Origin of the sequence: Bifidobacterium sp. LCP19S3_E9 (assembly GCF_052121135.1) — a bacterium.
Taxonomy (GTDB): Bacteria; Actinomycetota; Actinomycetes; order Actinomycetales; family Bifidobacteriaceae; genus Bifidobacterium; species Bifidobacterium thermacidophilum.
The window spans coordinates 16,210-41,496 of sequence record NZ_JBQKEV010000010.1 but is presented as its reverse complement, the minus strand read 5'-3'; the positions used below and the strand labels follow the sequence as shown (position 1 = coordinate 41,496).

The following is a 25,287-nucleotide window of genomic DNA, read 5'->3' as shown; positions in this document are numbered from 1 at the left end:
CGGGCTGTGACGCGCCTTCGTTGGCGGACTGTCAGACGCGAGAATGTAAGCTCGCGAGGGCACACACCCCGCGTCTGAGTCTGGGGTGGTTACTGGCGGTCGAAATCGACCAGTTTCGACGCGGCTCCGGTATAGGTGGCCGGTGTCAGCGCCTTGAGCCGTGCCGCGGTGGCAGAATCGAAGGACTGCTCGTCGATGAACCGTTCGACGTCCGCCTTGCCGATGCTGTGGCCGCGCATGAGCTCCTTGACTTTCTCATACGGGTGGTCCATACCGGGCTCGCCTGCCAGCTCGCCGGCGCGCATCGCTGTTTGGATGGGTTCGCCGAGCACCTCCCAGTTCTCATCCAGCTCGCGGCTGATGACAATCTCATTGGGATGGATGGACTTGAGGCCGCCGAGCAGGTTCGTCAGGGCGAGGACGGAATAGCCGAGCGCGGAACCGATATTGCGCTGCGTGGTGGAATCGGTCAGGTCGCGCTGCCAACGGCTTTCCACCAGCGTGGCGGACAGGGTGTCCAGCAGGGAGCAGGAGATTTCGAGATTGGCTTCAGCGTTTTCGAAGCGGATCGGATTGACCTTGTGCGGCATGGTGGAGGATCCGGTGGCGCCCTTGACCGGCTCCTGGGCGAACACGCCGCGTGAAATGTACATCCACACGTCCACTGCGAGATTATGCAGGATGCGGTTGGTGTGGCTGATGGTGCCGTACAGCTCAGCCTGCCAGTCGTGGCTTTCGATCTGCGTGGTCAGCGGATTCCAGGTCAGGCCCATGCGGTTGGTGACAAACTCTTGGGAGACGGCGATCCAGTCGACGTCCGGCAGGGCGGCCAGATGCGCGCCGAAGGTACCGGTGGCGCCGTTGATCTTGCCGAGGTATTCCTGTTCGCGCACATGCTTGAGCTGGCGGTTGAGACGGTGGACGAACACGGCGAGTTCCTTGCCCAGCGTGGTCGGCGTGGCCGGCTGGCCGTGGGTCAGGGCGAGCAGGGACATGTCGCGATACTGTTCGGCCTTTTCAGTCAGCAGGTCGACAATCGCTTGCGCGTCAGGCAGCCACACCTGTTCAATCGCGTTCTTCACGCACCGGGCGATGGACAGGTTGTTGATGTCCTCGCTCGTGCAGGCGAAATGCACGAGGGTTTTCAGATGGGTCAGCTGGGTGTCTTCACCGAGCGCGTCGGCGGCTTTGTCCAGTTCGTCGTCGAGATAGTATTCGACCGCCTTCACGTCATGATGCGTAATCGCCTCATGTGCCGCATGACGGGCGATGCCCTCCGCGCCGAACTGTTCGGGAATGGCGCGCAGATACTCCTGCTCGGCTTGGGTCAGCGGCTTGACGCCGGGGATGATCGGCTGGTTGCCATTGCCGGAGAACCCGTTGGCGAGCAGGATCATCCATTCGACTTCCACGCGCATGCGCTCGCGGTTGAGTGCCGGTTCGCTCATGTATTCCACCAAGGGGGCCGTCTGCTTGTGGTAGCGCCCGTCGAGCGGGGTCAGTGCGATTGCTGGGATGATGTCAGTAAGCTTCATACTGCTCAGGATACTTCCTACCGTGAACCGGCGGCGGTCATGCTCCCGCCGCCGCTCTCATCGCGTCATGCGGCCCTGCCAGTAGCTGGTTTCTTCCAAGATGCCGCCGACAACCTGGCTGAAGTGCCGGTCATGCGAGGACACCGCCCCGGAACCAAGCGCGAGCGCATTGGCATATGCCGCTTGATGAAATTTCAGATGATGTGACATTTCACGGTGTTTGACGCTTTGCGGCACCGGCGAAACCATATCCGCCGTATTGCTGTCATGGTGTTCGGACTGTCGGCTGACCGAGCCGCGGATGGTGAGCCATGATTCGCTTGTCGGATTAGGCGTGCCATCCAGCGCTGCGACCAGTTCGTCGTCCATTTCGATGCTTGTGGTCCATACTCCTTCGCGGATCGGATGGTTCGCCACGGGCGAGCCTGCGGTGACGATATGCCTGATGTTGTACCCGCTATCGGCGGCGAGTGCGGCGGCCACGATACCACCTTGGGAATGCCCGATGACGGCGACGGGGTCGTCGTGCTTGACGCCGGCGCGGTCCATGGCCTCCATGACCATCCGCGCGCTGTCGGCCCCGATCCTGGTATCCGCGTCGCTGCTCATCAGCTCGATATTCTGTGGCCAGCCGAATGGGGAATCCGCGTGGCCGTCCGTGCCGGGTACGATGACGAGCCATCCAGCGCTCCCGTCGTCACGTCGGTAGCGTTGGATGGCAATTGTCGCATATGGCAAGCCGTTGTCTGTTCCGGTGCCGTACTGGCTTTCTGCGAGGGAACGCAGTTGCGCGATGGCCCCGGCGATATCATCGACCGGTTGCACGACTTGCCCGGGAGGGTGCTTCCGGGTCAGATTGAGACGGTTGCCTTGCCGGTTGTCGTTGAGTGAAGCGGTGAGTGAGGCGAGTTGCCCGGCGGCGATGTTGACGCGTTGCTTGGTGAGCATGCCTTGGAACAGGTCGTCTGCTCTCCGGGCGCTGCCAGTCCCGTCGCTGCCTGGTGCGTTGCCGCCTGCGGTCCGTGTCATTGCAATGCCGCCGAGCACCATCGCGCTGAACCCCGCCATGATGGCCTCATGGTAGGGGGCAGTGGAATGCAGTGCTTCGAGCGCCGCCTGCCTCACGTCGCCGCCTGTGTGTATCGATCCGATGGATTCGAGGATCGAGGCGGCAAGCCCTTTCAGACTCGGTGCGGATGTTGCCAGCGGGTCTGTGGGGATTGAACCGCCGTACGACGAAGCTCGGTGTTCGGCATCCAAATACAGGCCGTGGGCGCGCGCTACGAGCCGGGAGAGCGTATCCAGCCGTGCGGCGACGGCATGGCAGTCGCGGGTCTGTTCATCGCACCAGTTCGACAGTTCGCGGTACCGCAGGGGGATATGCCTGAACGCGTTGCTGGCGTTGCTGTGGATGCCGGGACTGATCTGTCGATTGGCCGGGCAGCATCCGGATTGAAGCTGGGAGGAGACAATGCGTTCGCGTGCCTCGGACCATAGCCTTGCCTGAAGCGTCATCCTGCGCGAAGCCTGCTCAAGTGATGCGATCAGCGCTTGGAATTGCTGCGCATCGGGAACGCTCAACGTAGGGCCCCCTGAGATGCGGGATGTGACCTGCCATGTCATTGCGCGTCCTCCCGGCGGTTGGCGAGTATGATGCGTGCGCGTTGCCCGATGGTGTCGGCTTGAGCGATCAGCATGTTGAGTGATTGTCTCATCAGTGTCGCTGCCTGGCCTTGCCAGTGTGCGGCGGTGGCGAGCGCCGTGCATTCATCGAGTGCCGTTGTGCCCTCGCGGGTGTGGGAATACGCGGTGTCGAGCGCGTCAATCGCTGTGGTGGCGGCACGCCGACATGTGCATGTCACTGGTTCGCCCATGAGCGGTGAAGTATGAAATGGTGTGAATGATGTCATGCTTCCATCGAAGCGTATGACGCGACCGGATGCATGTCTGAGGCTTCGATGTGGTCAAAAGTTGATCAGGCTTGTGCTGTCGCCGTTTTGTCGCCGCAAGCGCCAGCCCGACCAGCATTCACCATGGTTTGACGCTCCCACTGGGGGTGGGGGTTGTCGTTCCCGTGGTGGAGCTCGTCGATGGCGAGGGCGAGGCGGACTGGTTGGATTTGAGCAGATCCTGCACCTGTTGACGTTGTTCATCGTTCAACCCGTTCCGGGAAGGCGATGGGGACGAAGAAGCCGACGGCTGTTGTGCAGAACCATCCCCGGAATCGGCTGAAGAGGACGAAGCCGCGCCCTGCTGCTGTTTGAGTTCCGCAGCGATGCGCTTGGTCAGGGTGTGCGATGTGGCACTGTTGGCGGCGATGAGCTGTTTGAGATCAGGAAGCAGTACGGCGTTCCATGTCGCTGCCTCGGCGAACTGATCGTCGGTCTGCTCTTGACGTGCCGCGAGCGTCGACCAGTCCGCGGTGGCCTTCGCTGACGCCGTCAGATCGGCTTTGAGACTTGCGGTGGCCTGGTTGTAGGCGTTCTGGGCCTGCAGATTAGCCGCCGCAACCAAGGCCAGAATCAGCGCGATGCACGCGAACACAACCAGCGCGATGCGGATCGCGAGTGCAGCGCGTTTTGTGCCGGTGACAGGAGGTTTAGGCAGCGAGTTCGATGTGCCGTTCGTGGCGGTCATAGCAGTCTCCTTGACATTCCTACCCATGCACCGAACTCCCATGCCAGCAGCGCGGCGATGGCGATGGCGATCGGCCAAACCACGGGTGTGGTGCGTTGCCGTGTTTTTGCGGTGGAAGTGGTCCGCCACGTCTTGGACGCCTTCGGCAGCGAATCGGTTGCGGTGTGGGTGGCGTCCAGCATGACGGCGGTGCCGCTGAGCTCGTCGGCTATGGTGCTCAGCGTATCTGGGCTGAGTTTTGAAATACCGGGTTGGCCGGTGGTCGGGTCGGTCACCCAGGTTTCTTGGCCGTCAGGGCTGTCGTCTGAACCGTCGGCGGGGATTTGCCCGCCTGTAGTTGATCCGGCGCCCAGCACGAGTGCATCATCGAGATACCGGCGCAACGACGAGTATGTTCTGCGCGTGGTGGTCGAGGTTTGCTCGCCGTCGCTGATCAGGAACAGTACGATGGTGTCGTCCTGATGGCGTTGGCGGATGTCTTTGAGCGTGAGCAGCAGTTTGTCCAGCGGAGTGTCCAGCGACGATCCCGACGATGTTGTTGTGGGCTCGACGCTCAACGTATCCGCCCAATTGTCGATGGCAAGCGTGTCGGGCGTCAGCGGGACGTCCAGCGAGGCGCTTGCCCCGAAACTCATCGCGGAGAAACTGGCGGCGGGATAGGCTTTGGTCAGGTCGTGGACGGCGTCTTTCGCGGCGTCGAGACGGCTGATTGTCGTCGCGTCGCCGTAGGTCGCGTCTTTGACCGCCATGGAGCTCGTGGTGTCGATGGCAATGACGATGTCGGTGGCGTTGACTGCTTTGCTGGTGGTCTCTGCGACGGTGCTCGGCGTCAACACCGCGACGGCCGTCAACAGGCAAATCAGCGTCCGTCGCACGCATGAGGCCACGGTTTCGTCGCTTGCGGAGCGCTGCCGGATGTGGATGACGATCTCGGCGATTGCGCATCCCGTCATGATCACGGCGAGCGCGACACCTGCCGGCCAGCCCAGTGCGGGGGATAGTGTCCATCCGTTCATCGTCTCAGCCTCCAAGCGAATGCGAGCCATACGATGATGCACACTGCAAGGGCGAGCGTCCACCAGCCCGGGGCGTCATCGACGGCTGATTGCGCGTCGCGTTTGCTGTGCGCGCTTTGGCGCTCTTCGATGGTTCGAACCATGGATTCGATCGATGAGCCATCGGCTTGTGACATGAACATGCCGCCGTGCGATTCGATCTGCCGTTTGAGGCTGGTGGTCGTCGTGTCGCCCAGGCTTTCCTTGGCACCTGCATACACCGCGTCCACGCTGATGGAAGCCGTGCGGGTCAGGTCTAGCGCCTGCTTGAGCGTGTAGGTCTCGTGTCCGGACACGACATTGTCGGTGGCCAGCACAATGGATGACGAACGCCGGCGTGCAGCGCCCTTGGTGGAGGACGCCTGCTGCGCAGCATTGCCGTATGCGAAACCGGGCAGCATCGCCGCACAGCTGACGAGCCCGTCGCCGATCAGGGATGTCGCGTTGGTCTTGTTCTGCGTGCCGTCCAGCCAATCAGAGACCTTCTGGTAGTCTTCGTCGCTCATCTTGTCGATGTCATCCTGCGTCTGCACGCCTTTGAGAATCGATGCGGCGGATTTGAGCTGGCTGGTCACCAGCGCATAGTCGTCGGTCAGCGGGAATACTGTGCGCGAAGTCGAGTTGAAGATGCTCATGCCGATGCGTTCGCCTTGGAAATTCGACACGAGTTTCAGATACGTGTCGATGATCTGCCGGTCGTAGGGGAGTGTTGAGCCGGATACGTCAAGGCAGAGGACGATGTCGCGGCTCGCCGAGCGTTCCTGTTCCTCGTTGATGGTCGATGGCCGGGCGATCAGAGAGACGGACAGAATCAGCGCGGCGACGAGCGCGCCCGCCGCAATGCGGTTGAAAGTCCGCCATTGGCGGAACAGCTCAGAGGCGTGCTCGGTGTTCAGGTCTTCGTCAAGACTGTACGATTTGAGGTCGGGATTGCGCCCGGACGCTTTGCGTTCCCGCCATGCGGCGAGCATCGAGGCGCCCGCCGCAATCACGCAGGCGGCGCCCAAGGCAATCAGCGCGGCCCAAGGCCATTGCCATCTCATCGGCGCCACCTTTCAACGAGTGTGGATACCCATTCGGCCCCCTGTTCGACGCTTGTCGACCGGGCTGCGTCATTGTACCGTTCGTCGGCGAATTCCGGTGGATACAAGGCCGCGATGGTCTGACGCAGCAGCATGAATCCGGCTTTCTCATTGCCTGTGGACGTCGGTATCGTGCGGTTGAGATCGGACAAGGTCCGGGTTTCCATGGTGTCGTCCGCCATGCCGGACGCGTATGCGCGGGCCAGCGAGGCGAGTTGGGCGAAGGCCTGGTCTCGGCTGATGACGCCCGCATGGAATCGGTCCACCACTTCGTCGATGCGCCGGTGCCAGATCCGGGTGCCGCTGGTCTGGTGATGCACCCCGCGATGCGCTCGCTTGGCTTGTGGGCGGGATCGACGCGGTTTGGACAGCACAACGGCCAAGACGACAAACAGACACGCCAGGGCGAGTGAAGCCACAAGGACGGCGGCGATTGCGCCGGCGCCAGTGTACGCCTGCTCCGGTTTGAGGTCGTCGAGCTTGATCGCCGCGACGATACGGACGATGTCGGTGATAGCAGTGCTCATAAGCGGTCTCCTGCCTTGCCGGCGGCGTCAAGGGCCTTCGGGGGAGCCACCGGATGGGTCGAGAAGCCGGTGCGCGCGAGTGTCACGGATACCGTGCGCACGAAAGTACGGAACATGGCTTCGCTCGATGAGGCGCGCATCAGCGTCGAACCCCCGGCATGCAACTGGGCTTCGAGCTGGGCGGCGAGATAGCTGCGGTGAGTGTCCACTTCACGCTTACTTACGGCGTCGATGAGGAACGCCGGCAACCTTCTGCCGGTATCGGCGTCGGCGACCGTACGCTGGCGGGCGGCGAACGGGTTGATGGTTTCCACGTCGACAATCACCATTGGGTGGGTCCGAGCGAGGGCGTGGATTGCGCCGAGCTGTCGCTCGCCAAGCGCATGTTCGTCGGTCGCCAGCACAATCAAGGCATTACGGTCGTTGATGCGCCGCGCATAATCCAACAGGGCATCCATATTGCGAGGATGGTTCCAAGGACGTTCCAGCGCGCGGTCGAGCGTGTGCTCGAACTGGGCGAAACCGCCATGGAACGGCACTCTGGTGATACTCGCCGAATCAGCGCAGACCAAGGAGATGTCGTCGGACCTGCGCAAGCTCAACGCGGCGAACATCCGCAGACCGTTCGCCGCAACCTGCCATGCCATTTCCCCCGACTCGCACGAGCCGGTCATCTCCCGGCCTGTGTCCATCAGCATCCATACGCGAGACGTGACTCGCCGCTGCCTGTGGACGACCATTGGCCTGCCGCTGCGCGCGCTCGTATGCCAATCGATGCGACGCGCCTCGTCGCCGGGCTCGTACGGGCGGATGTCCATGATGTCGTCGCTGCCGAACCGCCGGTGGGAGGGGTGTTCGCCTTCAAGGGTGCCCAACGCCCGACGAACGGTCGGCAAACTGAGCGTGGTGGCGAGCGCTTCGATTTTCCTGCGGATTGCGTCGCCGCCGGTCATGTCTCCGGCAATGCCGCCGTTCTCGGTGCCTGTCATGCCGTCGATCATGGCACCGGTACCGTCGCCACGACGGAGTCGACCACTTGGTCGCTGGTCACCCCGTCGGCGAGCGCTTCGAAGGTCAGCAGGATGCGGTGTCGCAGGATTTCATGCGCGAACATCCTGACGTCTTCAGGAATCACATAATCGCGTCCGGCGAGCAGGGCGGCTGCCTGTCCGACGCGGATGAGCGCGATGGAGGCGCGCGGGCTGGCGCCGAGACGAACCTTTGCTGACAAATCCGCGATCGGGTGGGTTCCGGCGCCTCGAGAGGTCGCCACGATATCGACCGCATAGCCCATGATCGCTTCGGAGACGTGAACCCGTCGGGCGGCGGCGCGCAGGAACTCGACGTCGGCGAGCGAGAGGACGTCGCCTTCGAGTGTTTTGGCGTCGACGGTGTCGGAACCGCGTTTGGTAAGCATAGCGAGCATGCGCTGCTCCTCGTCAGCGCTGGGATAGCCCATGACCGCCTTCATCGTGAATCGGTCCATCTGCGCTTCAGGCAGATTGAACGTGCCTTCTTCCTCAATCGGGTTCTCGGTGGCGATCACCATGAACGGCTGCGGCAGCGCGATGCGTTCCCCGCCGATGGTCGTGGCGCCTTCGGCCATCGCCTCGAGCATCGCGGACTGGGTTTTCGCGTTGGAACGGTTGATTTCGTCAAGCAGCACGAAATTCGCATGGATCGGGCCGATTTGCGTGCTGAACCGCTGCGTGGAGAAGTCGAAGACCTGGGTGCCGACCAAATCGGATGGCATGAGGTCGGGGGTGCATTGCACGCGTTTGAAACTGCCCGACACTGATGTCGCCAGCGTCTGCGCCGCGGTCGTTTTGGCCAGGCCGGGGACGGATTCGATGAGGATATGCCCTCCGGAGACCATGGTGACAATCAGCGCTTCACGCAGGTTGTCCTGGCCCACGAGGGTCTGTGCGAACCGTGCACGGATGCGGTCGGCCAGCTGCCGTGCGTGGTTGAGATCGTCGGGCGACAGGCCCGCGGATGTCGGGGTCGCCGGTTGTTGCGGCATCGGCGTCATCTGTTGCGGGATGTTCGGTTGTGGTGGGAAAAGTGCCATGGTGTGCTCCAACGATTGGTGGCTGGTCGGGTTGCAGCCGGTTGGTCGCAACCCGGTATCCCAGCATAGTAGCGGATTAGGATGCCTCGCTTACAGCAGAGGTGTCATGGTGGGCGCTTTCGGTGCGGGGGCTGCCGGGGTGTCGGCTCGGGGCACTAGTGGTGGTATCGGCTTGGAGGCCGTAGGTTGCAGTTGACCGTAGGCGGGGGATGCGGCGGGCGGGAGCGCCCAGTCCACCGGTTGCGCGCCCATGGCGACCAGCGCCTGGTTTGCCCGAGAGAACGGGCGTGACCCGAAGAAACCGCGCGAGGCAGACAAGGGGCTCGGATGCGGGGATTCGATGATCGCGGCGTTCGTCAGCAGTGGTTTGAGCGTCTGCGCATTGCGTCCCCACAGAATCGCGACCAAAGGCTTCGGCTTGCCCTCTTGGTCGGTACGGGCGTTGAGAGCGCGGATCGCCTCGTCGGTGATATGCTCCCATCCTTTGCCCTGATGGCTGTTGGGACGGCCGACTTGAACGGTCAAGCATCTGTTGAGCAGCATGACCCCGCGTTGCGTCCATGGGGTCAGATCGCCGTTGGACGGTGTGGGAACGCTCAGATCGTCGCTGAGTTCCTTGTAGATATTAATCAGGCTTTTCGGCAACGGCCTGACATCAGGGGCGACGCAGAAGCTCAGTCCCACCGGGTGACCGGGTGTCGGATACGGATCCTGCCCGACAATCAGCACTTTGATACTGTCGAAGGGGACGGTGAACGCGCGCAGGACATTGCGTCCCGCAGGAAGATAATGGCGTCCCGCCGCGATTTCGGCCCGCAGAAAATCCCCCATCCGATGGATATCCGGTTCCACGTCGGCCAGCGCTGCGGCCCAGCCGGGGTCAATAATCTCGGACAGCGGTTTGACATGAGCATGTTCCATGCCTACTACTCTAGGGCGTTGATGGACGTATGGCGCTAATCGGCGCACTAACCGATTAGCGTGCGGCGCGGAGACGGGCAAAGCACGGCAGGACGTGACAAAGCTGTGGATATCCGACACATTGGCCGCAGTTTGTGTCGACACTGCCCGGCCGTGCATGTACACTCGATGATGAATCTATTCGAAAGGGACGGCATATGGCACGCAAAGACCGTAACACTGATGAGTCGTACGCGCAGGACGTGTTCGACAACCCGCCGCAGGGGCCAATCGGCGTGCACCGCGGCAATCGGTCGATAGCCTCGCGTTTGGTGCCATTCCTGATCGTCGTCATCGTCGCCGCTGTCGCGGGCGTTGGTGCGTGGGCCGCCATGTCGGGTGAAGGCGCCAAGTTGTTCTCCAGTGACAGCAGCGCTTCGTCGTCCTCGAGTCCCTCGGCCAAATCAACTGCGTCTGCATCGGCGTCTGCCAGCGCGAGCGATACTGCCTCGGCTTCGGCCTCCGCCTCCGAGTCGGCGTCTGAGTCGGCGTCTGCGTCGCCGTCGGAATCCACCTCGTCACCGGCGTCTTCGTCCTCGGCGAACCTGTCCACCCAAGTGCGCGTGGTCAATGGCACACGAAAGACCGGATATGCCGCGAAGCAGGCGGCGGTACTCACCGGTGCAGGGTACACCAACGTCGTGGCGGCCAATCCTTCGGGCAGCTTGCCAAGCGCATCCGTGGTGTGGTATCAGAACGAGTCCGATTTGGCCACGGCGCAGGACGTTGCCGCCAAGCTGGGCATTTCCAATGTCAGCAAGGTGACCAATCTGTCCGCGCCGGTCGTCGTTGTGCTGATGAACTGACCTCTCGGCGTTTCGTTGTCTCGTCTCGCTACAATGGGGCACCAAGTGGGCGGTAGCCGGCGTGAATGGTTGCGTCGGGCCGGCCCATGCGAGGGATGATTGAAATGGCACAAGGCACGGTGAAATTCTTCAACGCAGGCAAAGGATATGGATTCATTGCCCCGGATGAGGGTGGGGATGATGTATTCGTGCATTACTCCGTTATTCAACAGGAGGGGTTCAAGAAGCTCGATGAGGGCGATCGCGTCGAATATGAGGTGGAGCGTGGTCCTAAGGGTTTCCAAGCGACCACCGTCACCAAGCTGTGATCTGGCGATTCTCTTGAACCTTATGATGCGCGTGTCATCCTGACCGGCCTCGCCGACCAGCTTCACAGGTACACCATCTCACTCCAGGCGTCCCCGACGGGGCGCCTGTTGTTGTTTCGGCATATCGCGTGCCGTGTCTGAGGGCGCTGTACGCGTAACTGGCTCGTGTGGTTTCTCAAACTGTTTACGCTGGGGTGGCTCAAGGCGTAACCAGTTCGTGGACGATCGGTCGGGCACACACTGCGAACTGTTCGCATTGTTCAACCTTCTACCGACGCTGACGGGTGACTCAACGTCGGTAGAAGCAGGGATAAGATGATTGCGGCTGCCTGTCGCGGCATTGGGTCCATATTCCGACGGATTTGCTTTGCGGCACGCCTTGATTGGGCGCCCGCGTCACACAGGATTCCGGTCGTGAACGGCGGCATACGGCGCAGCATCGAAGCGGCGAGGGATCGGCGCACCGGGATTATTCCCGTTCGACACTCGCGACACGCATTTCATGCCAACAGCGCAATACATGCGGCGATGTTGGCACTCGGCGCCCGAGAGTGCTAATCTCCCAATTAGCACTCGGAAGCCGAGAGTGATAACCGGCAGCTGACGGTCGGCTTACTCAAGGTCTCGGGTGGAAGTTCATACCGTGTAGCCATATGTGGAGGAACGATGGCAAAGATTATTGCATACGACGAGGAAGCTCGCCAGGGAATGCTCGCGGGTCTCGACAAGCTCGCCAACACCGTCAAGGTCACGCTGGGTCCGAAGGGCCGCAATGTCGTGCTCGACAAGACCTACGGTGCGCCGACCATCACCAACGATGGCGTCTCCATCGCCAAGGAGATCGACCTTGAAGAGCCGTACGAGCGCATCGGCGCCGAGCTGGTCAAGGAAGTCGCGAAGAAGACCGATGACGTCGCAGGCGATGGCACCACGACCGCTACCGTGCTCGCCCAGTCCCTGGTTCATGAAGGCCTGAAGAACGTGGTCGCCGGCTCCAACCCGATTGCCCTGCGTCGCGGCATCGAGAAGGCCGCCGACGAAATCGTCAAGGAACTGGTCGCTTCCGCCAAGGATGTGGAGACCAAGGACCAGATCGCAGCCACCGCAACGATTTCCGCTGCCGATCCTGAGGTCGGCGAGAAGATCGCCGAGGCTCTTGACAAGGTCGGCCAGGATGGCGTCGTGACCGTCGAGGACAACAACCGCTTCGGCCTGGACCTCGAGTTCACCGAGGGTATGCGTTTCGACAAGGGCTATATCGCCCCGTACTTCGTTACCAACGCCGACGACCAGACCGCAGTGCTGGAGAACCCGTACATCCTGCTCACCTCAGGCAAGGTGTCCAGCCAGCAGGACATCGTCCACCTTGCTGACCTGGTCATGAAGAGCGGCCGTCCGCTGCTGATCGTGGCCGAAGACGTCGACGGCGAAGCGCTGCCGACCCTGATTCTCAACAAGATTCGCGGCACCTTCAACACCTGCGCGGTCAAGGCTCCTGGCTTCGGCGATCGTCGTAAGGCCATGCTGCAGGATATGGCCATCCTCACCGGCGGCCAGGTCGTCTCCGATGAACTGGGCCTGAAGCTCGACTCCATCGACATGGACGTGTTCGGCACCGCCCAGAAGGTCATCGTCTCCAAGGACGAGACCACCATCGTCTCCGGCGGCGGCTCCAAGGAAGACGTGGCTGCCCGCGTCGCTCAGATTCGTTCCGAAATCGACAACACCGATTCCGATTATGATCGCGAGAAGCTGCAGGAGCGTCTCGCCAAGCTCGCCGGCGGCGTGGCCGTCATCAAGGTGGGCGCCGCGACCGAAGTCGAGGCCAAGGAACGCAAGCATCGCATCGAGGACGCCGTGCGCAACGCCAAGGCAGCCGTCGAAGAGGGCCTGGTGCCCGGTGGCGGTGTGGCGCTCGTGCAGGCCGCCAAGAAGGCCGAGAAGAGCGAGGCTCTGGCTTCGCTGACCGGCGAAGAGGCGACCGGTGCGGCCATCGTGTTCCGTGCCGTCGAGGCTCCGATCAAGCAGATCGCCGAGAACTCCGGTGTCTCCGGTGACGTGGTCTTCAACAAGGTGCGTGAGCTGCCGGAAGGCCAGGGCTTCAACGCCGCCACGAACACCTTCGAGGATTTGATGGCCGCCGGCGTCACCGACCCGGTCAAGGTCACTCGTTCCGCGCTGCAGAACGCCGCTTCCATTGCCGGCCTGTTCCTGACCACTGAGGCTGTGGTGGCCAACAAGCCGGAGCCGAAGACTGCGGCTCCGGCCCAGGGCGCTGACATGGGCTACTGATCCAAACGGTCACAAGCGTCCCACATTCGCATGAAACGACGCAAGTGATATATATGGATGCTTCAGGGGCGCCGGCGGTTTCCCGCCGGCGCCCCTGAAGCGTTATGGGGCAGCTGTCGAAGGCGTACCGGCGATGAGCGTACGCTGCCGGTGATACGCCCTCGACACTGCCGTAGCCATGCGTGTTTCACTGCAATGTCGGCGATACTGCGCGGCAGACGACGACACTAGGCACCGTCGCGCACGTAATTACGGCACCTATCGCGTGTAGCACAGCCTCTCGCGATGCGAGCCGTCGCTACAGCCCTACGCCGTCACGATATCGTGAACAATCGCGAAGCCTGCGCTTCGGCATCGGCGTATACATTCGACGCTTGCGTCAGCGACATGCCGATCGCCTCCAGCGACGCGTCCATCTGCTGCTGCGCGGCCCGCCATTGCCTGATGACCCCGGCGAACTGCGCGGACGCCGAGCCGCTCCACACGCTGTTGAGCCCCTCAAGATTCGCGTACATGCCTTGGACGGCTTGTCTGATCTGCTCGATGGAAGAACGCACCGCGGCGCTTGAGGACTGGATCTGTTCCGAATCGACTTGGTACTGTGCCATAGACGTTCCTTTCTTGTTTTTCTTGACGTGGTTCTCGCCTTGCGGCGTTGGCGGTCGGCCGACCGTACGCGTCCCCCGTTTGGTGCAGCCGACCGCTACAGTGGACAATATGCGGTTTTTGAACATGTCTCACGTCCGTACGGCAAATGTGGTCAAAAGACGACAGCCGCAGCAGACGGCCATATGGTGGCAGCGCGCGCTCGTGACGCTCGTTGCGGTGTTCTGCGTCTTCGCGGTGGCGGCGCTGCCGATGTGCGCCGAAGCAGATGACGCGTCGAGCCCCAGCCCATCCACATCGTCGTCTTCCTCTTCCTCATCCACGGCGGATACCTCATCGGACGCCACCTTGAGCGCCGACATCACCGACCCGAACAATCTGCTCGGCGAGAACGTCACTAGCGTGACCGACATGATCACGAAAACGAAGAATGAATACGGCGTTTCGGTGCGTTTGCTGTATCTGGACAGTTTCGGGACGAAAACGAAGCCCACGACATGGGCGAGCACCCTGCTGCAGTCGACCAGTCCGTCGCCTAACACCGTATTGCTGGCGGTCGCCAGCGCGGATGGCAACCTCGTCGTCGCGGTGTCGAACAATTCGGACAAGTGGCTCAAAGACCAGAAATCCGTAGATGCGTTGTCTGAAGCCGCCCTGGGACCATTGACCGCCAAAAAAGGTGCCCCTGACTGGTCGGGCTCGGCCATTGCGATGATGAACGAAATCGGCAAGCTCAAGGAGACATCGACATCGGGGGACACGAAGAATTTCTCCATCGGGCTATTCGTAGGTGTGGCGCTGCTGCTGGTCGCCCTGGTCGTGGTAATTATCGTGCTGGCGCGTAACGCGAAAGGCGCTCACAGCAAGGGAGGCAAGCAGGACCGGTCGCGTAAGGCGATGCGCCGTCGTGGTACGAAGCAATCGCCATCGAACCGTCACAGCGATTCGTCGAAACGCGCGCGCCCCGCCCGCCGCCACAAGAGCCCCGTGATTCACGGCGAATTGCAGGACTATTCGCAGACACTGCAACCGCAGGCTCCGGGGGAGGGCCGCACGGAAAACCGCTCCGAACACCAATCCGACCGTGCCGCCGGTGCCGAGGCCCATGCATCAGCCGCATCGGAATCGGACTCCTCGGCGGTGGGTGAATATCTGAAGCGATTTTCTCAGCAAGTTGCAGAACATTCTCAGGAAACACGCAGACAAAAGAGGAATGCTGGGAAGCATGAGTAAACCAATTGAAGCATCCATCGTAGTTGTTGACGACGAGCCCTCCATCCGCGACTTGCTCGTCGCCTCCTTGCATTTCGCAGGATTCGAAGTGAACACCGCGGCTTCGGGTTCCGAGGCGATCGAGGTCATCGAGAAAGTGCACCCCGACCTGATCGTGCTCGACGTCATGCTCCCTGACATCGACGGATTCACCGTGACGCGCCGCATCCGGCAGGAGGGCATCGATTCGCCGGTGCTGTTCCTCACCGCGCGCGACGACACCCAGGACAAGGTCATGGGTCTGACCGTCGGCGGTGACGATTATGTCACCAAGCCGTTCAGCCTCGAGGAGGTTGTGGCGCGTATCCGTGCGATTCTGCGCCGCACCAGCCATCAGGAAGCAGACGACCCGATTATCCGCGTCGGCGACCTTGAAATCAACGAGGACTCCCATGACGTGACCCGCGCTGGGGTACAGGTGGACCTGAGTCCGACTGAATACAAGTTGCTGCGCTACCTCATGGACAACGAGGGGCGCGTGCTGTCGAAAACCCAGATTCTTGACCACGTGTGGCAGTACGACTGGGGCGGGGACGCCGCGATTGTCGAATCGTACATCTCCTACCTGCGCAAGAAGGTCGACGGCGTGGTCGTCGAGGATGAGAACGGCGAGAAGCACAAGGTCGCTCCGCTGATTGAAACCAAGCGAGGCATCGGATACATGATTCGCGCGCCCAAGACGGCGAAGAAAGAAGCCTGATGCCGCTCCATCCAGGAAACGCACCGAAGGAATCCTCGCAATGCGCTGCAGTCGCAGGCGGGGATTCCGCGTCAACGACAACACGGAAGGCACCTGCTATGTCCGCAAGTTCAGCACAGACAAGTGCGCCCGGCGGCGCGTCCGGCACGCCCCGGGACGAAAGCGGACAGCCTGCCAGCCAGGCCAGATACGGCAGGCTCCCCGGGCCGATCGCGACCATCGCACGCGGCATGGACGCCGTGCGCGACATGCTGGTCCACCGCTTCGACGCGATCCCGCTGAGCACCAAACTGCTGGCGTGCATGATGGTACTGCTGACCGTATGCGCCGCGGGCATCACCTTCTCGATTAAGGAGCTCGTCGGCAACTATCTGTTGCAGAAAACCGACAATCAGCTCGCGGAACAGGCGCAGCTGGTCTACGACAACATCGACGTGTTGCGCAGCAAGGACAGCAGCGAACAGGGCAGCGTAGGCCCGAACGACTACTTCATGCAGATTCGCGACACGAACTACCACATCCTCAACACGCCGCTCGTTCCGGTGATGCGGGAGAACGTCATTTCGGTGCCTGATCTGCCGCCGGACGGGTCGATGGGCGATGTGAAAATCGGCCAGCCGTTCACCACATCGGCGATTGTGTGCACGGACACCAGCACGGTGAACCGCTCCACACTGCAAGCCGCCAACGCCCCGTGGAGGGTGCTCGCCCTGTCGTGGGGCAAGAAAGCCGAGGACGGCAGCGCGCAGATCAAGGGCGTGATCTATATCGGCCTGTCGCTGAGCAACCAGATCGACACCGTAAATACCCTCACGAAATACTGCACGCTGGTGAGCATCGCCATCGTGCTGATCGGCGCGGTCATCGCGACCATCCTGATCCAAAGTACGCTCGCACCGCTCAAACGCATCGAGAAAACAGCAGCGAAAATCGCCACCGGTGATTTGAGCCAGCGTGTCCCTAGCGCCCCGGAGAACACGGAAGTCGGTTCCCTCGCCGCATCGTTGAACACCATGCTCGCACGTATCGAGCAAAGCTTCAACGAGCAGCAGGAGACGACCGAAAAGATGAAGCGCTTCGTCTCCGACGCCAGCCACGAGCTGCGCACCCCGCTTGCCGCAATCCACGGGTACGCCGAGTTGTACACGCTGCAGCGCGACATGCCGGGGGCCTTGGAACGCGCGGACGAGTCGATTAGCCATATCGAGGCGTCAAGCGCCCGCATGACCGTGCTGGTCGAGGATCTGCTCTCGCTCGCGCGGCTTGATGAAGGCCGTGGTATCGACGTCACCCAACAGGTGAACATCACGTCCCAGTTGACTGACGCGTGCGACGACTTGCATGCGCTCGACCCCCAGCGTGGCATCACCAAAGGTGTACTTGCGCTGCGGCATGGCGGCGACAGACAGGGTACGTGGCTCGCGTTCAGCCCCGGCGAGCTGCCGTCGATCACCCTTACGGGCGACGGTTCGCGGTTGCGGCAGGTCATCACCAATATCGTGGGCAACATCCATCGGTACACGCCGTCCGATTCGCCCGTTGAAGTCGCGTTGAGCATGCTGCATGCGTCCATCACCCCGCAGCAGCTGGCCCATCTGTCGTCGAACGCCAAGGGGCTCAACTCTTTCCTTGAGGCGGCGGAAGTAGGACAAAGCGTGCGATCGGGCATGCCCTATGTGGTCATTCGCTTCGCCGATCACGGACCCGGCGTGCCGGAAGCTTCGCAGTCGCAGATCTTCGAGCGGTTCTACACCGCCGATCCGTCCCGCGCACGGCAGAAAGGCGGCACCGGACTGGGCATGGCGATCGCGCAGTCCGTGGTCAAAGCGCACCACGGTCTGATCAGTGCGACTACCACACCCGGAGGCGGCCTAACGCTGACGGTTGTCCTGCCGATTGACCCCAACCAAACCCGAACGCCGATCCAACGCCAGCAGCAGCCGGTGCAGGCCCGCGAACGCGGCAAGGAACGCAAGCCATCCAAGGGCAGGAAAGACAAATCGTCGCCGTCCGATAAGAAGTGACATTGCCCACAGCCGATACGGAAGGCTATGCGGTAAACTGAGATGTTGGTTCAATGACGGCAGGCGCGGCTTGCCTTGGTATGGAGTAGGAGAGGTGTGCTTATGCCCACGGGACGGGTGCGTTGGTTCGATGCGAACAAAGGTTACGGCTTCATCGCCACGGATCAGGGCAAGGACGTGTTCCTGCCCGCCGCGGCGTTGCCTCAAGGCACGACGACGCTGCGCAAGGGCGTGAAGGTGGAATTCTCCGTGATCGACGGACACAAGGGACCACAAGCAATGGGCGTCAAGCCGATCGCCGCGGGTCCGTCGCTGGTTAAGGCCACTAGGCCGAAGCCTGACGACATGGCTGCCATCGTGGAGGATTTGATCAAGCTGCTTGACAAGGCGGGCAACGATTTGCGGCGTCACCACTATCCTTCGCCGGCGGACAGCAAGAAGCTCGCGACGGTGATGCGTGCGGTGGCTGACGACTTCGACGTACAGGAATGATGAGCATGCAGACAATTGAGAATCCGCAGGACGAGCCTGAGACGCCACGGATCGACCCCGAGTCACTCGCTCGGTCGGTGGCCATGACCGTGGCCGACGAGCCGGACCAAGTCGGGCGATTGACCCGTTCGATCAACGAGGACGACCATGTCACGGATTTCCGTTTCGAATCAAAGAAACGGGGATACGAAGGCTGGGAATGGTCGGTGACGCTGTATCACGACACCGATATCGACGAGTGGACGGTCAACGAATCCTCCCTTGTGCCTACGGATCAGGCCTTGATGCCGCCGGCATGGGTGCCGTGGAAAGACCGTTTGCTGCCCACCGACTTGTCGGTGACCGATTCGATTGGGACCGAGCCGGACGATTCCCGGCTCGAGGACGGTTTCCGCCGTACCGAGCCATCCGTGGCTGCGCCGACGCCCGATGCTGATCAGGCACAGGCCGAGGAGCAAGGTGTAGATGGGCAGACACAAGCCGAAGACGATGTATCCGCACAAACTGGGAATACGCCGGACAACCCTGAGGACGCGTCGGTGACCTCCGCGGAGGATCTTGAGGACAGTGTCGAGGAATTCATGTTGTCCCGCCGTCACGTACTCAGTCCGCTGGGACGGGACCAGACCGCAAAACGTTGGTATGAAGGTCCTCACGGCCCCAAGGCGCTGTCCACGAAGACGGCGGCCGGCAATCTGTGCTCGACATGCGGGTTCTTCGTGCCGCTCAAAGGAGATTTCGACCGGATGTTCGGCGTTTGTGCGAACAAGTGGAGCCCCGACGACGGTCGTGTCGTCTCGCTTGACCACGGGTGCGGGGAGCATTCGGAAATCGATCCGCCGCAGCCATCGCATCTGTGGGTGCAATCCAAACCCGCCTACGACGACATGCATATTGATGTCATCGCCCAGTCCCCGCGTGAGGAGCGCGGCCAAGTCGAGCTGCTTGAAGAGGCCAGCGAAGCCGATATCGACAACAACACCGTTGAGGATGACGAGACGGATAGCGAGGAACGCGATGACACCCCGCAGACCCCTCAGGTCGAATCGGTGATCACCATGGACGATTTGGAAGCGGCCGGGTTTCCCGAGACCGATCACGGTGACGACGGTGATGTGGCTCAGGCAGCGGAAGCTGCACCATCCGACGGCAGGAAGCAAACCGACGATACAGCGACATCCGACGATGCCGTGGAAACCGGCAACGCCAAGTCCGCCGCCTATGGCGATACCGCCGATACCGCGAATCCGACTGATGTTACCGGCGCTGACAGCAACGGGGACAACCCCACAAGCGCCGACTGAGCCGGCCTGACCGTTTCGCTTAGAGTAAGGGCCGCCTGCCGTGCAGGAATGTGAATCCTGCGGACAGGCGGCCCTTGTCGTATCTGTACGGTCTATCCGCACAGCGCGCGGCCGGGAACACTCAGTGCACGACCGTCACCGTGCATTCGGCGAAATTCACGAGCTGACGGGAGACCGAGCCGAGAAAATGGGCGTCTAGGCCGCTCAACCCGCGCGACCCGACCACCAGATGGCTTGCGTAGCGTGAAGCACTGATGAGCCCCTTCGCTGCGGGGATGTGGAACGCATTCGCATGGACGTCCACCGTGTCGGGGATATGCGCTTGCGCGACGACATCGTCAAGCAACTGTTGCGCGCGCTGCTGGTCCACCGACATCGGCGCGACCGCGTTCTCATAGCCCGGAACAGTGTCCAGATCCTTGAGCTGCCAGCAGAATAGGATATGCAGCGGCGCCCCATGGATGCGTGCCTCATCGACGGCGAACGCCAGCGCGCGTTTCGAGATGACCGAGCCGTCAATGCCCACGACAACCGGCTTGCTGCGGTTTTCGCCGACAACCGGCGGCTGCGCGTAGTGTACGGTCGAATCTCCCGGAGTCAGCGAATTGGCGATGGCATCCTGCACATTGGCTTCCTCATCGCTGGCGAACCGCACGACTGTGACCGGAACCTTCGCTTCCTCCGCCAGCGAAGCGGACAGCGATCCCAGGAACCAACGGGCAACACGATTGAGCGATCGGCGGCCGACGACAATCTGCTGCGCGTTCGACCCGAGCTCGAGTAGCGCATGGGTGCCGGTGGCCCGAACCGAAGTGAGTTTGAGCTTTTCAGGGTCGAAATCCATGTCAGCGCCCGCCCTGTCAACCCAGTCGCGCAGCCGGGCTGTCATCTGCTCGCGTACGTCTTTCCAAGCGTCATCGGTTTCAGGTTTCGCACCCATATCCCACGAATGGGTCCATCCGAATACCGCATTGACATGCTGTCCAGTCAGTGAGGCTTCGCCCAAGGCCCAGCGCAACGCGGCGAATGATTCGTCAGAACCGTCCACGCCGACGACGATGTCGGCCTCGTGGCCGGTGACCTGTCCAAGATTGTCCGTCATTTCATCCTCCTTGAGGCGGCTTACGAGGAAGCTTACACTGCCAAGCATATCGTCTTGTTTGCGTTGATAGCGCAATTGCCACGCATGAGGGAAGAAACGTCACCGCGAATCTGTAAAGTGAAGTGGACAAACAACAGTGGAAGGACAAGCATGTTCGAACGGTTTACAGACCGTGCACGGCGCGTGATTGTGTTGGCGCAGGAAGAGGCTCGCTCCCTGCAGCACAACTACATCGGCACCGAACATCTGCTGCTCGGCCTGATTCGCGAGGGCGAGGGCGTCGCCGCAAAGGCGCTCGCCTCCAAGGGCGTGAATCTGCAGGACACCCGCAAGCAGGTTGAGGAGATGATCGGCAAGGGCAATGCGTCGCCCAACGGCCACATCCCATTCACCCCACACGCCAAGCAGGTGCTCGAGCTGAGTCTGCGCGAGGCGCTGCAGTTGGGGCACAGCTATATCGGCACGGAGCACATCCTGCTCGGCCTGATTCGCGAGGGCGAGGGCGTCGGCACGCAGGTGCTCATCAAGATGGATGTCGATCTGGGTGAGCTGCGCAGCACGGTCATCGATATGATCCGCGGCAATTCAACCGGCCCGGATACCGACAACAAGGGCGAACTGGCGAATGCTGGCGGCGTCCAGGACAAGCGTGGGCAGACCGGCTCGGCAATTCTCGATCAATTCGGCCGCAACCTGACCGCCGAAGCCGCGGAAGGCAAGCTTGACCCGGTGATTGGCCGTTCCGCGGAAATCGAACGTGTCATGGTCGTGCTGTCCCGCCGCACCAAGAACAATCCGGTGCTGATTGGCGAGCCGGGCGTCGGCAAGACAGCCGTCGTCGAGGGGCTTGCGCAGAAGATCGTCGCGGGCGATGTGCCTGAAACGCTTAAGGACAAGCAGGTTTATTCCCTTGATCTGGGCTCCATGGTGGCCGGTTCGCGCTATCGCGGCGATTTCGAAGAGCGCCTGAAGAAAGTGCTCAAGGAAATCAAGACCCGCGGGGATATCGTCCTGTTCATCGATGAAATCCACACGATTGTCGGCGCCGGTAGTGCCGACGGTGCTCTGGGCGCGTCTGACATGCTTAAGCCGATGCTCGCGCGCGGCGAACTGCAGACCATTGGCGCGACCACGACCGAGGAATACCGCAAGTACATCGAAAAGGACGCGGCGCTGGAACGCCGTTTCCAGCCGATTCAGGTCCATGAGCCTTCGATCGCCGAGACAATTGAGATTCTCAAGGGTCTGCGTTCGCGGTACGAGAACCATCATCATGTGACCATCACTGATGGTGCGTTGCAGGCCGCCGCTGAGCTGTCCGCACGCTACATCCAGGACCGTCACCTGCCGGACAAGGCGATCGATCTGATCGACGAGGCCGGTGCGCGGCTGCGGATCAAGCGTCTAACGGCCCCACCCGAGCTCAAGGATCTTGACGCGCAGGTCGCCAAGGTGTCTGCTGAGAAGGACGAAGCCATCAAGAAGCAGGACTTCGAGAAGGCTGCAGAACTGCGCGACAGCCAGGAGAAGCTGGAAGCCGAGCGCAAAGAGAAGGAATCCTCGTGGCGCGAAGGCGAATCCAACGTGAAGATGGAAGTGAACGAGGAGGTCATTGCCCAGGTCGTGGCCAGCACGACGGGTATTCCGGTCTTCAAGCTCACCCAGGCGGAATCCAAGAAGCTGCTCAACATGGAAGCCGAGTTGCACAAGCGCATCATCGGCCAGGACGAAGCGGTTTCCGCGCTCGCCCGGTCCATCAGGCGTACGCGTGTCGGCCTGAAGGATCCTAAGCGTCCTGCAGGTTCCTTCATCTTCGCCGGCCCCACCGGCGTCGGCAAGACGGAGCTCGCCAAGACCTTGGCGCAGTTCTTGTTCGATGACGAGGACGCGTTGATCCGCGTCGACATGTCCGAGTTCTCCGAGAAGTACGCCGCATCCCGTCTGTTCGGCGCGCCTCCGGGGTATGTCGGATACGAGGAGGGCGGCGAGCTCACCGAGAAGGTGCGCCGCAAGCCGTTCTCCGTCGTGCTGTTCGACGAGATTGAGAAGGCCCATCCCGACATCTTCAACACGCTGCTTCAGGTGCTTGACGATGGTCATCTGACCGACGGCCAGGGTCGCAAGGTGGACTTCAAGAACACGATCATCATCCTGACCACCAATCTGGGCACGCGCAATATCGCCAAGGCAGTGAACACGGGCTTCAACCTCGGTTCGGACACCGAGACGAGCTACGACCGCATGAAGGAGCAGGTGTACAGCGAACTCAAGGAACAGTTCCGTCCCGAGTTCCTCAACCGCCTTGATGACATCATCGTGTTCCGTCAGCTCACCGAGCCGCAGGTGCGCCAGATCGTCGATCTGGATGTCAAGCAGCTCAACGATCGTCTGTTTGACCGTCATATGTCGCTCGAACTGACCGACAAGGCCAAGGACCTGCTTGCTGAGAAGGGCTTCGACCCGCTGCTCGGCGCACGTCCGCTGCGCCGTGTGATCCAGCGCGACATCGAGGACGCCATTTCGGAGAAGATCCTCATGGGCGAGCTACACGACGGCCAGCGTGTAGTCGTGGACGGCGAGGGCGAAGGCATTCTCGGCGATTTCACCTTCACCGGAGAGGAATTCTCTGAAGGTGACGACGCCGGCAATCCGGATGCGAAGCTGGTCGGTGCCACGCCGGCACCGGCAACGGATGCGTCTGCCCAGTCCTGCGATACCGGAGCTGAAGGCAACGGGGACATGCCGTCGTTGTCGTAAATTCGTCCGCGATTGTCGCCACTGTTGAGGGGTGGTCCTGCACGGTTTGCAGGACCACCCCTCTTGCGTTGCATCGCTGCCTTCTATCGCTGCGTAGCGCCAATGGCAACAGTCACGTCACCTCAGTGCCGTCACCAACCCGGTGACTTCGAGGCATCTCGACCAGGCTATCGGGCAGGATCGGGCAGGATCGGGCAGGGCGGGACTGCTTGGCTGATAAGCAAATCGCCGGAATCCCGACACTTGCGGGACTCCGGCGATTCGTGTACGTACGGTTGGCAGCCGACTACTTGATGGCGTTCAGCCACTGCTCCTTGGTGGCTTTCTCGGCTTCCAGCTTGGCCTTCTTGGCCGGGTCGGATTCCGTGGCGATCTTGTCGTCAAGCTCCTTGAGCTGGGCGTTGAGCTGCTCCTCGAAGCTGGACTTGCGGGCGTCCGCCTCCGGATCGCTCTTCTTCCATGCAGCGTCCTCAACGGCCTTGATCTGACGATCGACTGCGTCAAGACGGTCTTCGATGCGACGCATGTCCTCGCGCGGCACGTATCCGATCTGGTCCCATTCGCCTTGGATCTCCGCCAGCTTCTGACGAGCCTGCTTCGCGGCCTTCGCGTCGGCGACCGGCACCAGCGCCTCGGCCTTCTTCAACAGCTCTTCCTTCTTCGCGAGATTCTCCTTTTCGGAAGAATTGATCTGGTCGCGATCGGCCTGACGGGCGTTGAAGAAGGTGTCCGCGGCCTCACGGAACTTCGCCCACAGTGCGTCGTCATCGGCGCGGCCTGCGCGACCGGCTTTCTTCCAACGGTCCATCAGTTCGTTGAACTTGCGGGAGGTTTCCGCCCAGTCGGTGGAATCCTTGATTTCGTTCGCCTCGGCGATGATCGCTTCCTTCTCGGTCTTGGCATGCGCGCGCTCGTTATCGCGAGCCTGCGCCCACTTGCGACGCTGCTGGTTAAAGGTCGTGCGCGCAGCGGAGAAGCGCTTCCACAGCGCGTCGGCATCGGCACGGTCGATGCGCACAGAATTGCGCTGATGGGCCTGCCATTCGTCAAACAGCGCGCGGAACTTGTCTGCGGTCGAACGCCAGTTCGTGTTGTCGCCCAGTCCGGCGGCGACGGCTTCGGCCTTCTCCACGATTGCCGTACGCTCCTGGACCGCCTTGGCGACGGCTTCCTTGCGGCGGTTCGCGAGTTCTTCCTTCTTCGCCTCGCCGTCCTTCTTGAGCTGCTCGAATTGCGCACGCAGTTCGGCGACATCGCCCACGACAGCGGGCTCCTTGGTTTCCTCGCCCAGCAGCTTGACCGATTCGTCGATCTCATGGGGCTTGATGGTGCCGGAGTTCAGACGGTTCGCGAAGACATCGAGCTTTTCCTTCAAATCGAGGAACCGGCGGGCATACAGGGCGAGTGCCTCTTCTTTTGAGGCGTCGGGGAACTGGCCGACTTCGCGCTCGCCGTCTCCGTCCTTGACGTACACGGTGCCGTTGTCGTCAACACGTCCGAAGGACTCGGCCTGCTTGACATCCTCATCCGAATACGCAACGTGCGCCGCGGGAGCCGCGTTGTGATGCGCCGGCTTCTTCTTGGCGAACGCCGCGGGCGACGGCGCGTGATGCTTGATGTTGGCAGGAGAGGGGACCGCTGTCGGCTTGGCGCCGGTTTGCGGTTGCGAGGCAGTCTTCGTCGTCTGCCCCGCGTTTTCGTTGGTGTTCTTTGGTTCGGTGACGTTTTCGTCGGCCATGGCCAGCTCCTTAAGCTCA

21 protein-coding genes and 1 pseudogene are annotated in these 25,287 nt (G+C 61.7%); 9 read left to right on the top strand and 13 right to left on the bottom strand.

Translation table 11 applies throughout. From position 1 onward, the window contains the following. Positions 1 to 89 precede the first annotated feature (89 nt). The 10 genes and pseudogenes from purB to ACTQYB_RS06410 form a co-directional block, all read right to left on the bottom strand. On the bottom strand, positions 90 to 1,535 hold the full coding sequence (gene purB / locus ACTQYB_RS06455) for an adenylosuccinate lyase (protein ID WP_441482177.1): 1,446 nt from the start codon (positions 1,533 to 1,535) through the stop codon (positions 90 to 92). 57 nt (positions 1,536 to 1,592) lie between these two features. Then, entirely contained in the window at positions 1,593 to 3,158 is a 1,566-nt protein-coding gene (locus tag ACTQYB_RS06450) for an alpha/beta fold hydrolase (RefSeq protein WP_441482178.1), read from the bottom strand. Further along, entirely contained in the window at positions 3,155 to 3,409 is a 255-nt protein-coding gene (locus ACTQYB_RS06445) for a hypothetical protein (protein WP_160249011.1), read from the bottom strand. The genes ACTQYB_RS06450 and ACTQYB_RS06445 overlap by 4 nt, the downstream gene beginning before the upstream one ends. 154 nt (positions 3,410 to 3,563) lie before the next feature. Then, entirely contained in the window at positions 3,564 to 4,172 is a 609-nt protein-coding gene (locus ACTQYB_RS06440) for a DUF6466 family protein (RefSeq protein WP_441482179.1), read from the bottom strand. Further along, the gene (locus ACTQYB_RS06435; protein ID WP_321047031.1) at positions 4,169 to 5,188 is read right to left on the bottom strand and encodes a VWA domain-containing protein; all 1,020 of its coding nucleotides are present in this window, start codon (positions 5,186 to 5,188) and stop codon (positions 4,169 to 4,171) included. Before ACTQYB_RS06435 ends, ACTQYB_RS06440 begins: the two co-directional genes overlap by 4 nt. Continuing rightward, positions 5,185 to 6,270: a VWA domain-containing protein gene (locus ACTQYB_RS06430; protein ID WP_441482180.1), complete on the bottom strand. Its 1,086-nt coding sequence runs from the start codon at positions 6,268 to 6,270 to the stop codon at positions 5,185 to 5,187. Before ACTQYB_RS06430 ends, ACTQYB_RS06435 begins: the two co-directional genes overlap by 4 nt. Beyond that, positions 6,267 to 6,836, bottom strand: coding sequence for a hypothetical protein (locus ACTQYB_RS06425; RefSeq protein WP_321047029.1), 570 nt, complete (start codon positions 6,834 to 6,836; stop codon positions 6,267 to 6,269). Before ACTQYB_RS06425 ends, ACTQYB_RS06430 begins: the two co-directional genes overlap by 4 nt. Continuing rightward, positions 6,833 to 7,825 carry a DUF58 domain-containing protein gene (locus ACTQYB_RS06420; RefSeq protein ID WP_081966576.1) on the bottom strand — a complete coding sequence of 331 codons (993 nt, stop codon included), beginning with the start codon at positions 7,823 to 7,825 and terminating at the stop codon, positions 6,833 to 6,835. Before ACTQYB_RS06420 ends, ACTQYB_RS06425 begins: the two co-directional genes overlap by 4 nt. 8 nt (positions 7,826 to 7,833) lie before the next feature. Further along, a complete protein-coding gene (locus tag ACTQYB_RS06415; RefSeq protein WP_414600829.1) occupies positions 7,834 to 8,868 on the bottom strand; it encodes an AAA family ATPase in 1,035 nt (344 codons plus the stop codon). Positions 8,869 to 9,129: 261 nt separating this feature from the next. Next, positions 9,130 to 9,828: pseudogene (locus tag ACTQYB_RS06410) on the bottom strand (uracil-DNA glycosylase); the annotation flags it as partial. 197 nt (positions 9,829 to 10,025) lie between these two features. Between ACTQYB_RS06410 and ACTQYB_RS06405 the strand changes: the two are divergent. The 3 genes from ACTQYB_RS06405 to groL all read left to right on the top strand — a co-directional run bounded on the left by ACTQYB_RS06405 (position 10,026) and on the right by groL (position 13,273). Then, positions 10,026 to 10,673 carry a LytR C-terminal domain-containing protein gene (locus ACTQYB_RS06405; RefSeq protein WP_441482181.1) on the top strand — a complete coding sequence of 216 codons (648 nt, stop codon included), beginning with the start codon at positions 10,026 to 10,028 and terminating at the stop codon, positions 10,671 to 10,673. Between the two features lie 104 nt (positions 10,674 to 10,777). Beyond that, positions 10,778 to 10,981, top strand: a complete 204-nt coding sequence (locus ACTQYB_RS06400; protein ID WP_033507266.1) for a cold-shock protein — start codon at positions 10,778 to 10,780, stop codon at positions 10,979 to 10,981. Between the two features lie 666 nt (positions 10,982 to 11,647). Continuing rightward, entirely contained in the window at positions 11,648 to 13,273 is a 1,626-nt protein-coding gene (gene groL / locus ACTQYB_RS06395; protein ID WP_015450657.1) for a chaperonin GroEL, read from the top strand. A gap of 314 nt (positions 13,274 to 13,587) precedes the next feature. Here the strand turns inward: groL and ACTQYB_RS06390 are convergent, their stop codons facing one another. Then, on the bottom strand, positions 13,588 to 13,881 hold the full coding sequence (locus ACTQYB_RS06390; RefSeq protein WP_015450656.1) for a WXG100 family type VII secretion target: 294 nt from the start codon (positions 13,879 to 13,881) through the stop codon (positions 13,588 to 13,590). A 148-nt stretch (positions 13,882 to 14,029) separates the two neighbouring features. Here ACTQYB_RS06390 and ACTQYB_RS06385 point away from each other — a divergent pair, with 148 nt between their 5' ends. The 5 genes from ACTQYB_RS06385 (at position 14,030) to ACTQYB_RS06365 (ending at position 19,671) form a co-directional block, all read left to right on the top strand. Further along, positions 14,030 to 15,112 (top strand): TPM domain-containing protein, encoded by a 1,083-nt coding sequence (locus tag ACTQYB_RS06385; RefSeq protein WP_441482182.1) that lies wholly within the window; start codon positions 14,030 to 14,032, stop codon positions 15,110 to 15,112. Then, positions 15,105 to 15,851, top strand: a complete 747-nt coding sequence (locus tag ACTQYB_RS06380; protein WP_033507216.1) for a response regulator transcription factor — start codon at positions 15,105 to 15,107, stop codon at positions 15,849 to 15,851. Before ACTQYB_RS06385 ends, ACTQYB_RS06380 begins: the two co-directional genes overlap by 8 nt. A gap of 98 nt (positions 15,852 to 15,949) precedes the next feature. Continuing rightward, positions 15,950 to 17,875 (top strand): sensor histidine kinase, encoded by a 1,926-nt coding sequence (locus ACTQYB_RS06375; RefSeq protein WP_441482183.1) that lies wholly within the window; start codon positions 15,950 to 15,952, stop codon positions 17,873 to 17,875. 102 nt (positions 17,876 to 17,977) lie between these two features. Continuing rightward, entirely contained in the window at positions 17,978 to 18,367 is a 390-nt protein-coding gene (locus ACTQYB_RS06370) for a cold-shock protein (protein WP_015450651.1), read from the top strand. Continuing rightward, positions 18,367 to 19,671: a DUF3027 domain-containing protein gene (locus ACTQYB_RS06365; protein ID WP_441482184.1), complete on the top strand. Its 1,305-nt coding sequence runs from the start codon at positions 18,367 to 18,369 to the stop codon at positions 19,669 to 19,671. Before ACTQYB_RS06370 ends, ACTQYB_RS06365 begins: the two co-directional genes overlap by 1 nt. Positions 19,672 to 19,792: 121 nt before the next feature. Here ACTQYB_RS06365 and ACTQYB_RS06360 read toward each other — a convergent pair whose 3' ends face one another. Continuing rightward, positions 19,793 to 20,773: a universal stress protein gene (locus tag ACTQYB_RS06360; protein WP_441482185.1), complete on the bottom strand. Its 981-nt coding sequence runs from the start codon at positions 20,771 to 20,773 to the stop codon at positions 19,793 to 19,795. Between the two features lie 150 nt (positions 20,774 to 20,923). Here ACTQYB_RS06360 and ACTQYB_RS06355 point away from each other — a divergent pair, with 150 nt between their 5' ends. Continuing rightward, positions 20,924 to 23,530, top strand: a complete 2,607-nt coding sequence (locus tag ACTQYB_RS06355) for an ATP-dependent Clp protease ATP-binding subunit (RefSeq protein ID WP_033507210.1) — start codon at positions 20,924 to 20,926, stop codon at positions 23,528 to 23,530. Positions 23,531 to 23,816: 286 nt separating this feature from the next. Here the strand turns inward: ACTQYB_RS06355 and ACTQYB_RS06350 are convergent, their stop codons facing one another. After that, complete coding sequence (locus ACTQYB_RS06350; RefSeq protein WP_441482186.1) at positions 23,817 to 25,268, bottom strand: DUF349 domain-containing protein; 1,452 nt, start codon at positions 25,266 to 25,268, stop codon at positions 23,817 to 23,819. Between the last annotated feature and the right edge of the window lie 19 nt (positions 25,269 to 25,287).

Coding starts and splice junctions, on each gene's coding strand:
- purB (WP_441482177.1), bottom strand. CDS start 1,535: ATGAAGCTTACTGACATCATCCCAGCAATCGCACTGACCCCGCTCGAC.
- ACTQYB_RS06450 (WP_441482178.1), bottom strand. CDS start 3,158: ATGACATGGCAGGTCACATCCCGCATCTCAGGGGGCCCTACGTTGAGC.
- ACTQYB_RS06445 (WP_160249011.1), bottom strand. CDS start 3,409: ATGGGCGAACCAGTGACATGCACATGTCGGCGTGCCGCCACCACAGCG.
- ACTQYB_RS06440 (WP_441482179.1), bottom strand. CDS start 4,172: ATGACCGCCACGAACGGCACATCGAACTCGCTGCCTAAACCTCCTGTC.
- ACTQYB_RS06435 (WP_321047031.1), bottom strand. CDS start 5,188: ATGAACGGATGGACACTATCCCCCGCACTGGGCTGGCCGGCAGGTGTC.
- ACTQYB_RS06430 (WP_441482180.1), bottom strand. CDS start 6,270: ATGAGATGGCAATGGCCTTGGGCCGCGCTGATTGCCTTGGGCGCCGCC.
- ACTQYB_RS06425 (WP_321047029.1), bottom strand. CDS start 6,836: ATGAGCACTGCTATCACCGACATCGTCCGTATCGTCGCGGCGATCAAG.
- ACTQYB_RS06420 (WP_081966576.1), bottom strand. CDS start 7,825: ATGACAGGCACCGAGAACGGCGGCATTGCCGGAGACATGACCGGCGGC.
- ACTQYB_RS06415 (WP_414600829.1), bottom strand. CDS start 8,868: ATGACGCCGATGCCGCAACAACCGGCGACCCCGACATCCGCGGGCCTG.
- ACTQYB_RS06405 (WP_441482181.1), top strand. CDS start 10,026: ATGGCACGCAAAGACCGTAACACTGATGAGTCGTACGCGCAGGACGTG.
- ACTQYB_RS06400 (WP_033507266.1), top strand. CDS start 10,778: ATGGCACAAGGCACGGTGAAATTCTTCAACGCAGGCAAAGGATATGGA.
- groL (WP_015450657.1), top strand. CDS start 11,648: ATGGCAAAGATTATTGCATACGACGAGGAAGCTCGCCAGGGAATGCTC.
- ACTQYB_RS06390 (WP_015450656.1), bottom strand. CDS start 13,881: ATGGCACAGTACCAAGTCGATTCGGAACAGATCCAGTCCTCAAGCGCC.
- ACTQYB_RS06380 (WP_033507216.1), top strand. CDS start 15,105: ATGAGTAAACCAATTGAAGCATCCATCGTAGTTGTTGACGACGAGCCC.
- ACTQYB_RS06375 (WP_441482183.1), top strand. CDS start 15,950: ATGTCCGCAAGTTCAGCACAGACAAGTGCGCCCGGCGGCGCGTCCGGC.
- ACTQYB_RS06370 (WP_015450651.1), top strand. CDS start 17,978: ATGCCCACGGGACGGGTGCGTTGGTTCGATGCGAACAAAGGTTACGGC.
- ACTQYB_RS06365 (WP_441482184.1), top strand. CDS start 18,367: ATGAGCATGCAGACAATTGAGAATCCGCAGGACGAGCCTGAGACGCCA.
- ACTQYB_RS06360 (WP_441482185.1), bottom strand. CDS start 20,773: ATGACGGACAATCTTGGACAGGTCACCGGCCACGAGGCCGACATCGTC.
- ACTQYB_RS06355 (WP_033507210.1), top strand. CDS start 20,924: ATGTTCGAACGGTTTACAGACCGTGCACGGCGCGTGATTGTGTTGGCG.
- ACTQYB_RS06350 (WP_441482186.1), bottom strand. CDS start 25,268: ATGGCCGACGAAAACGTCACCGAACCAAAGAACACCAACGAAAACGCG.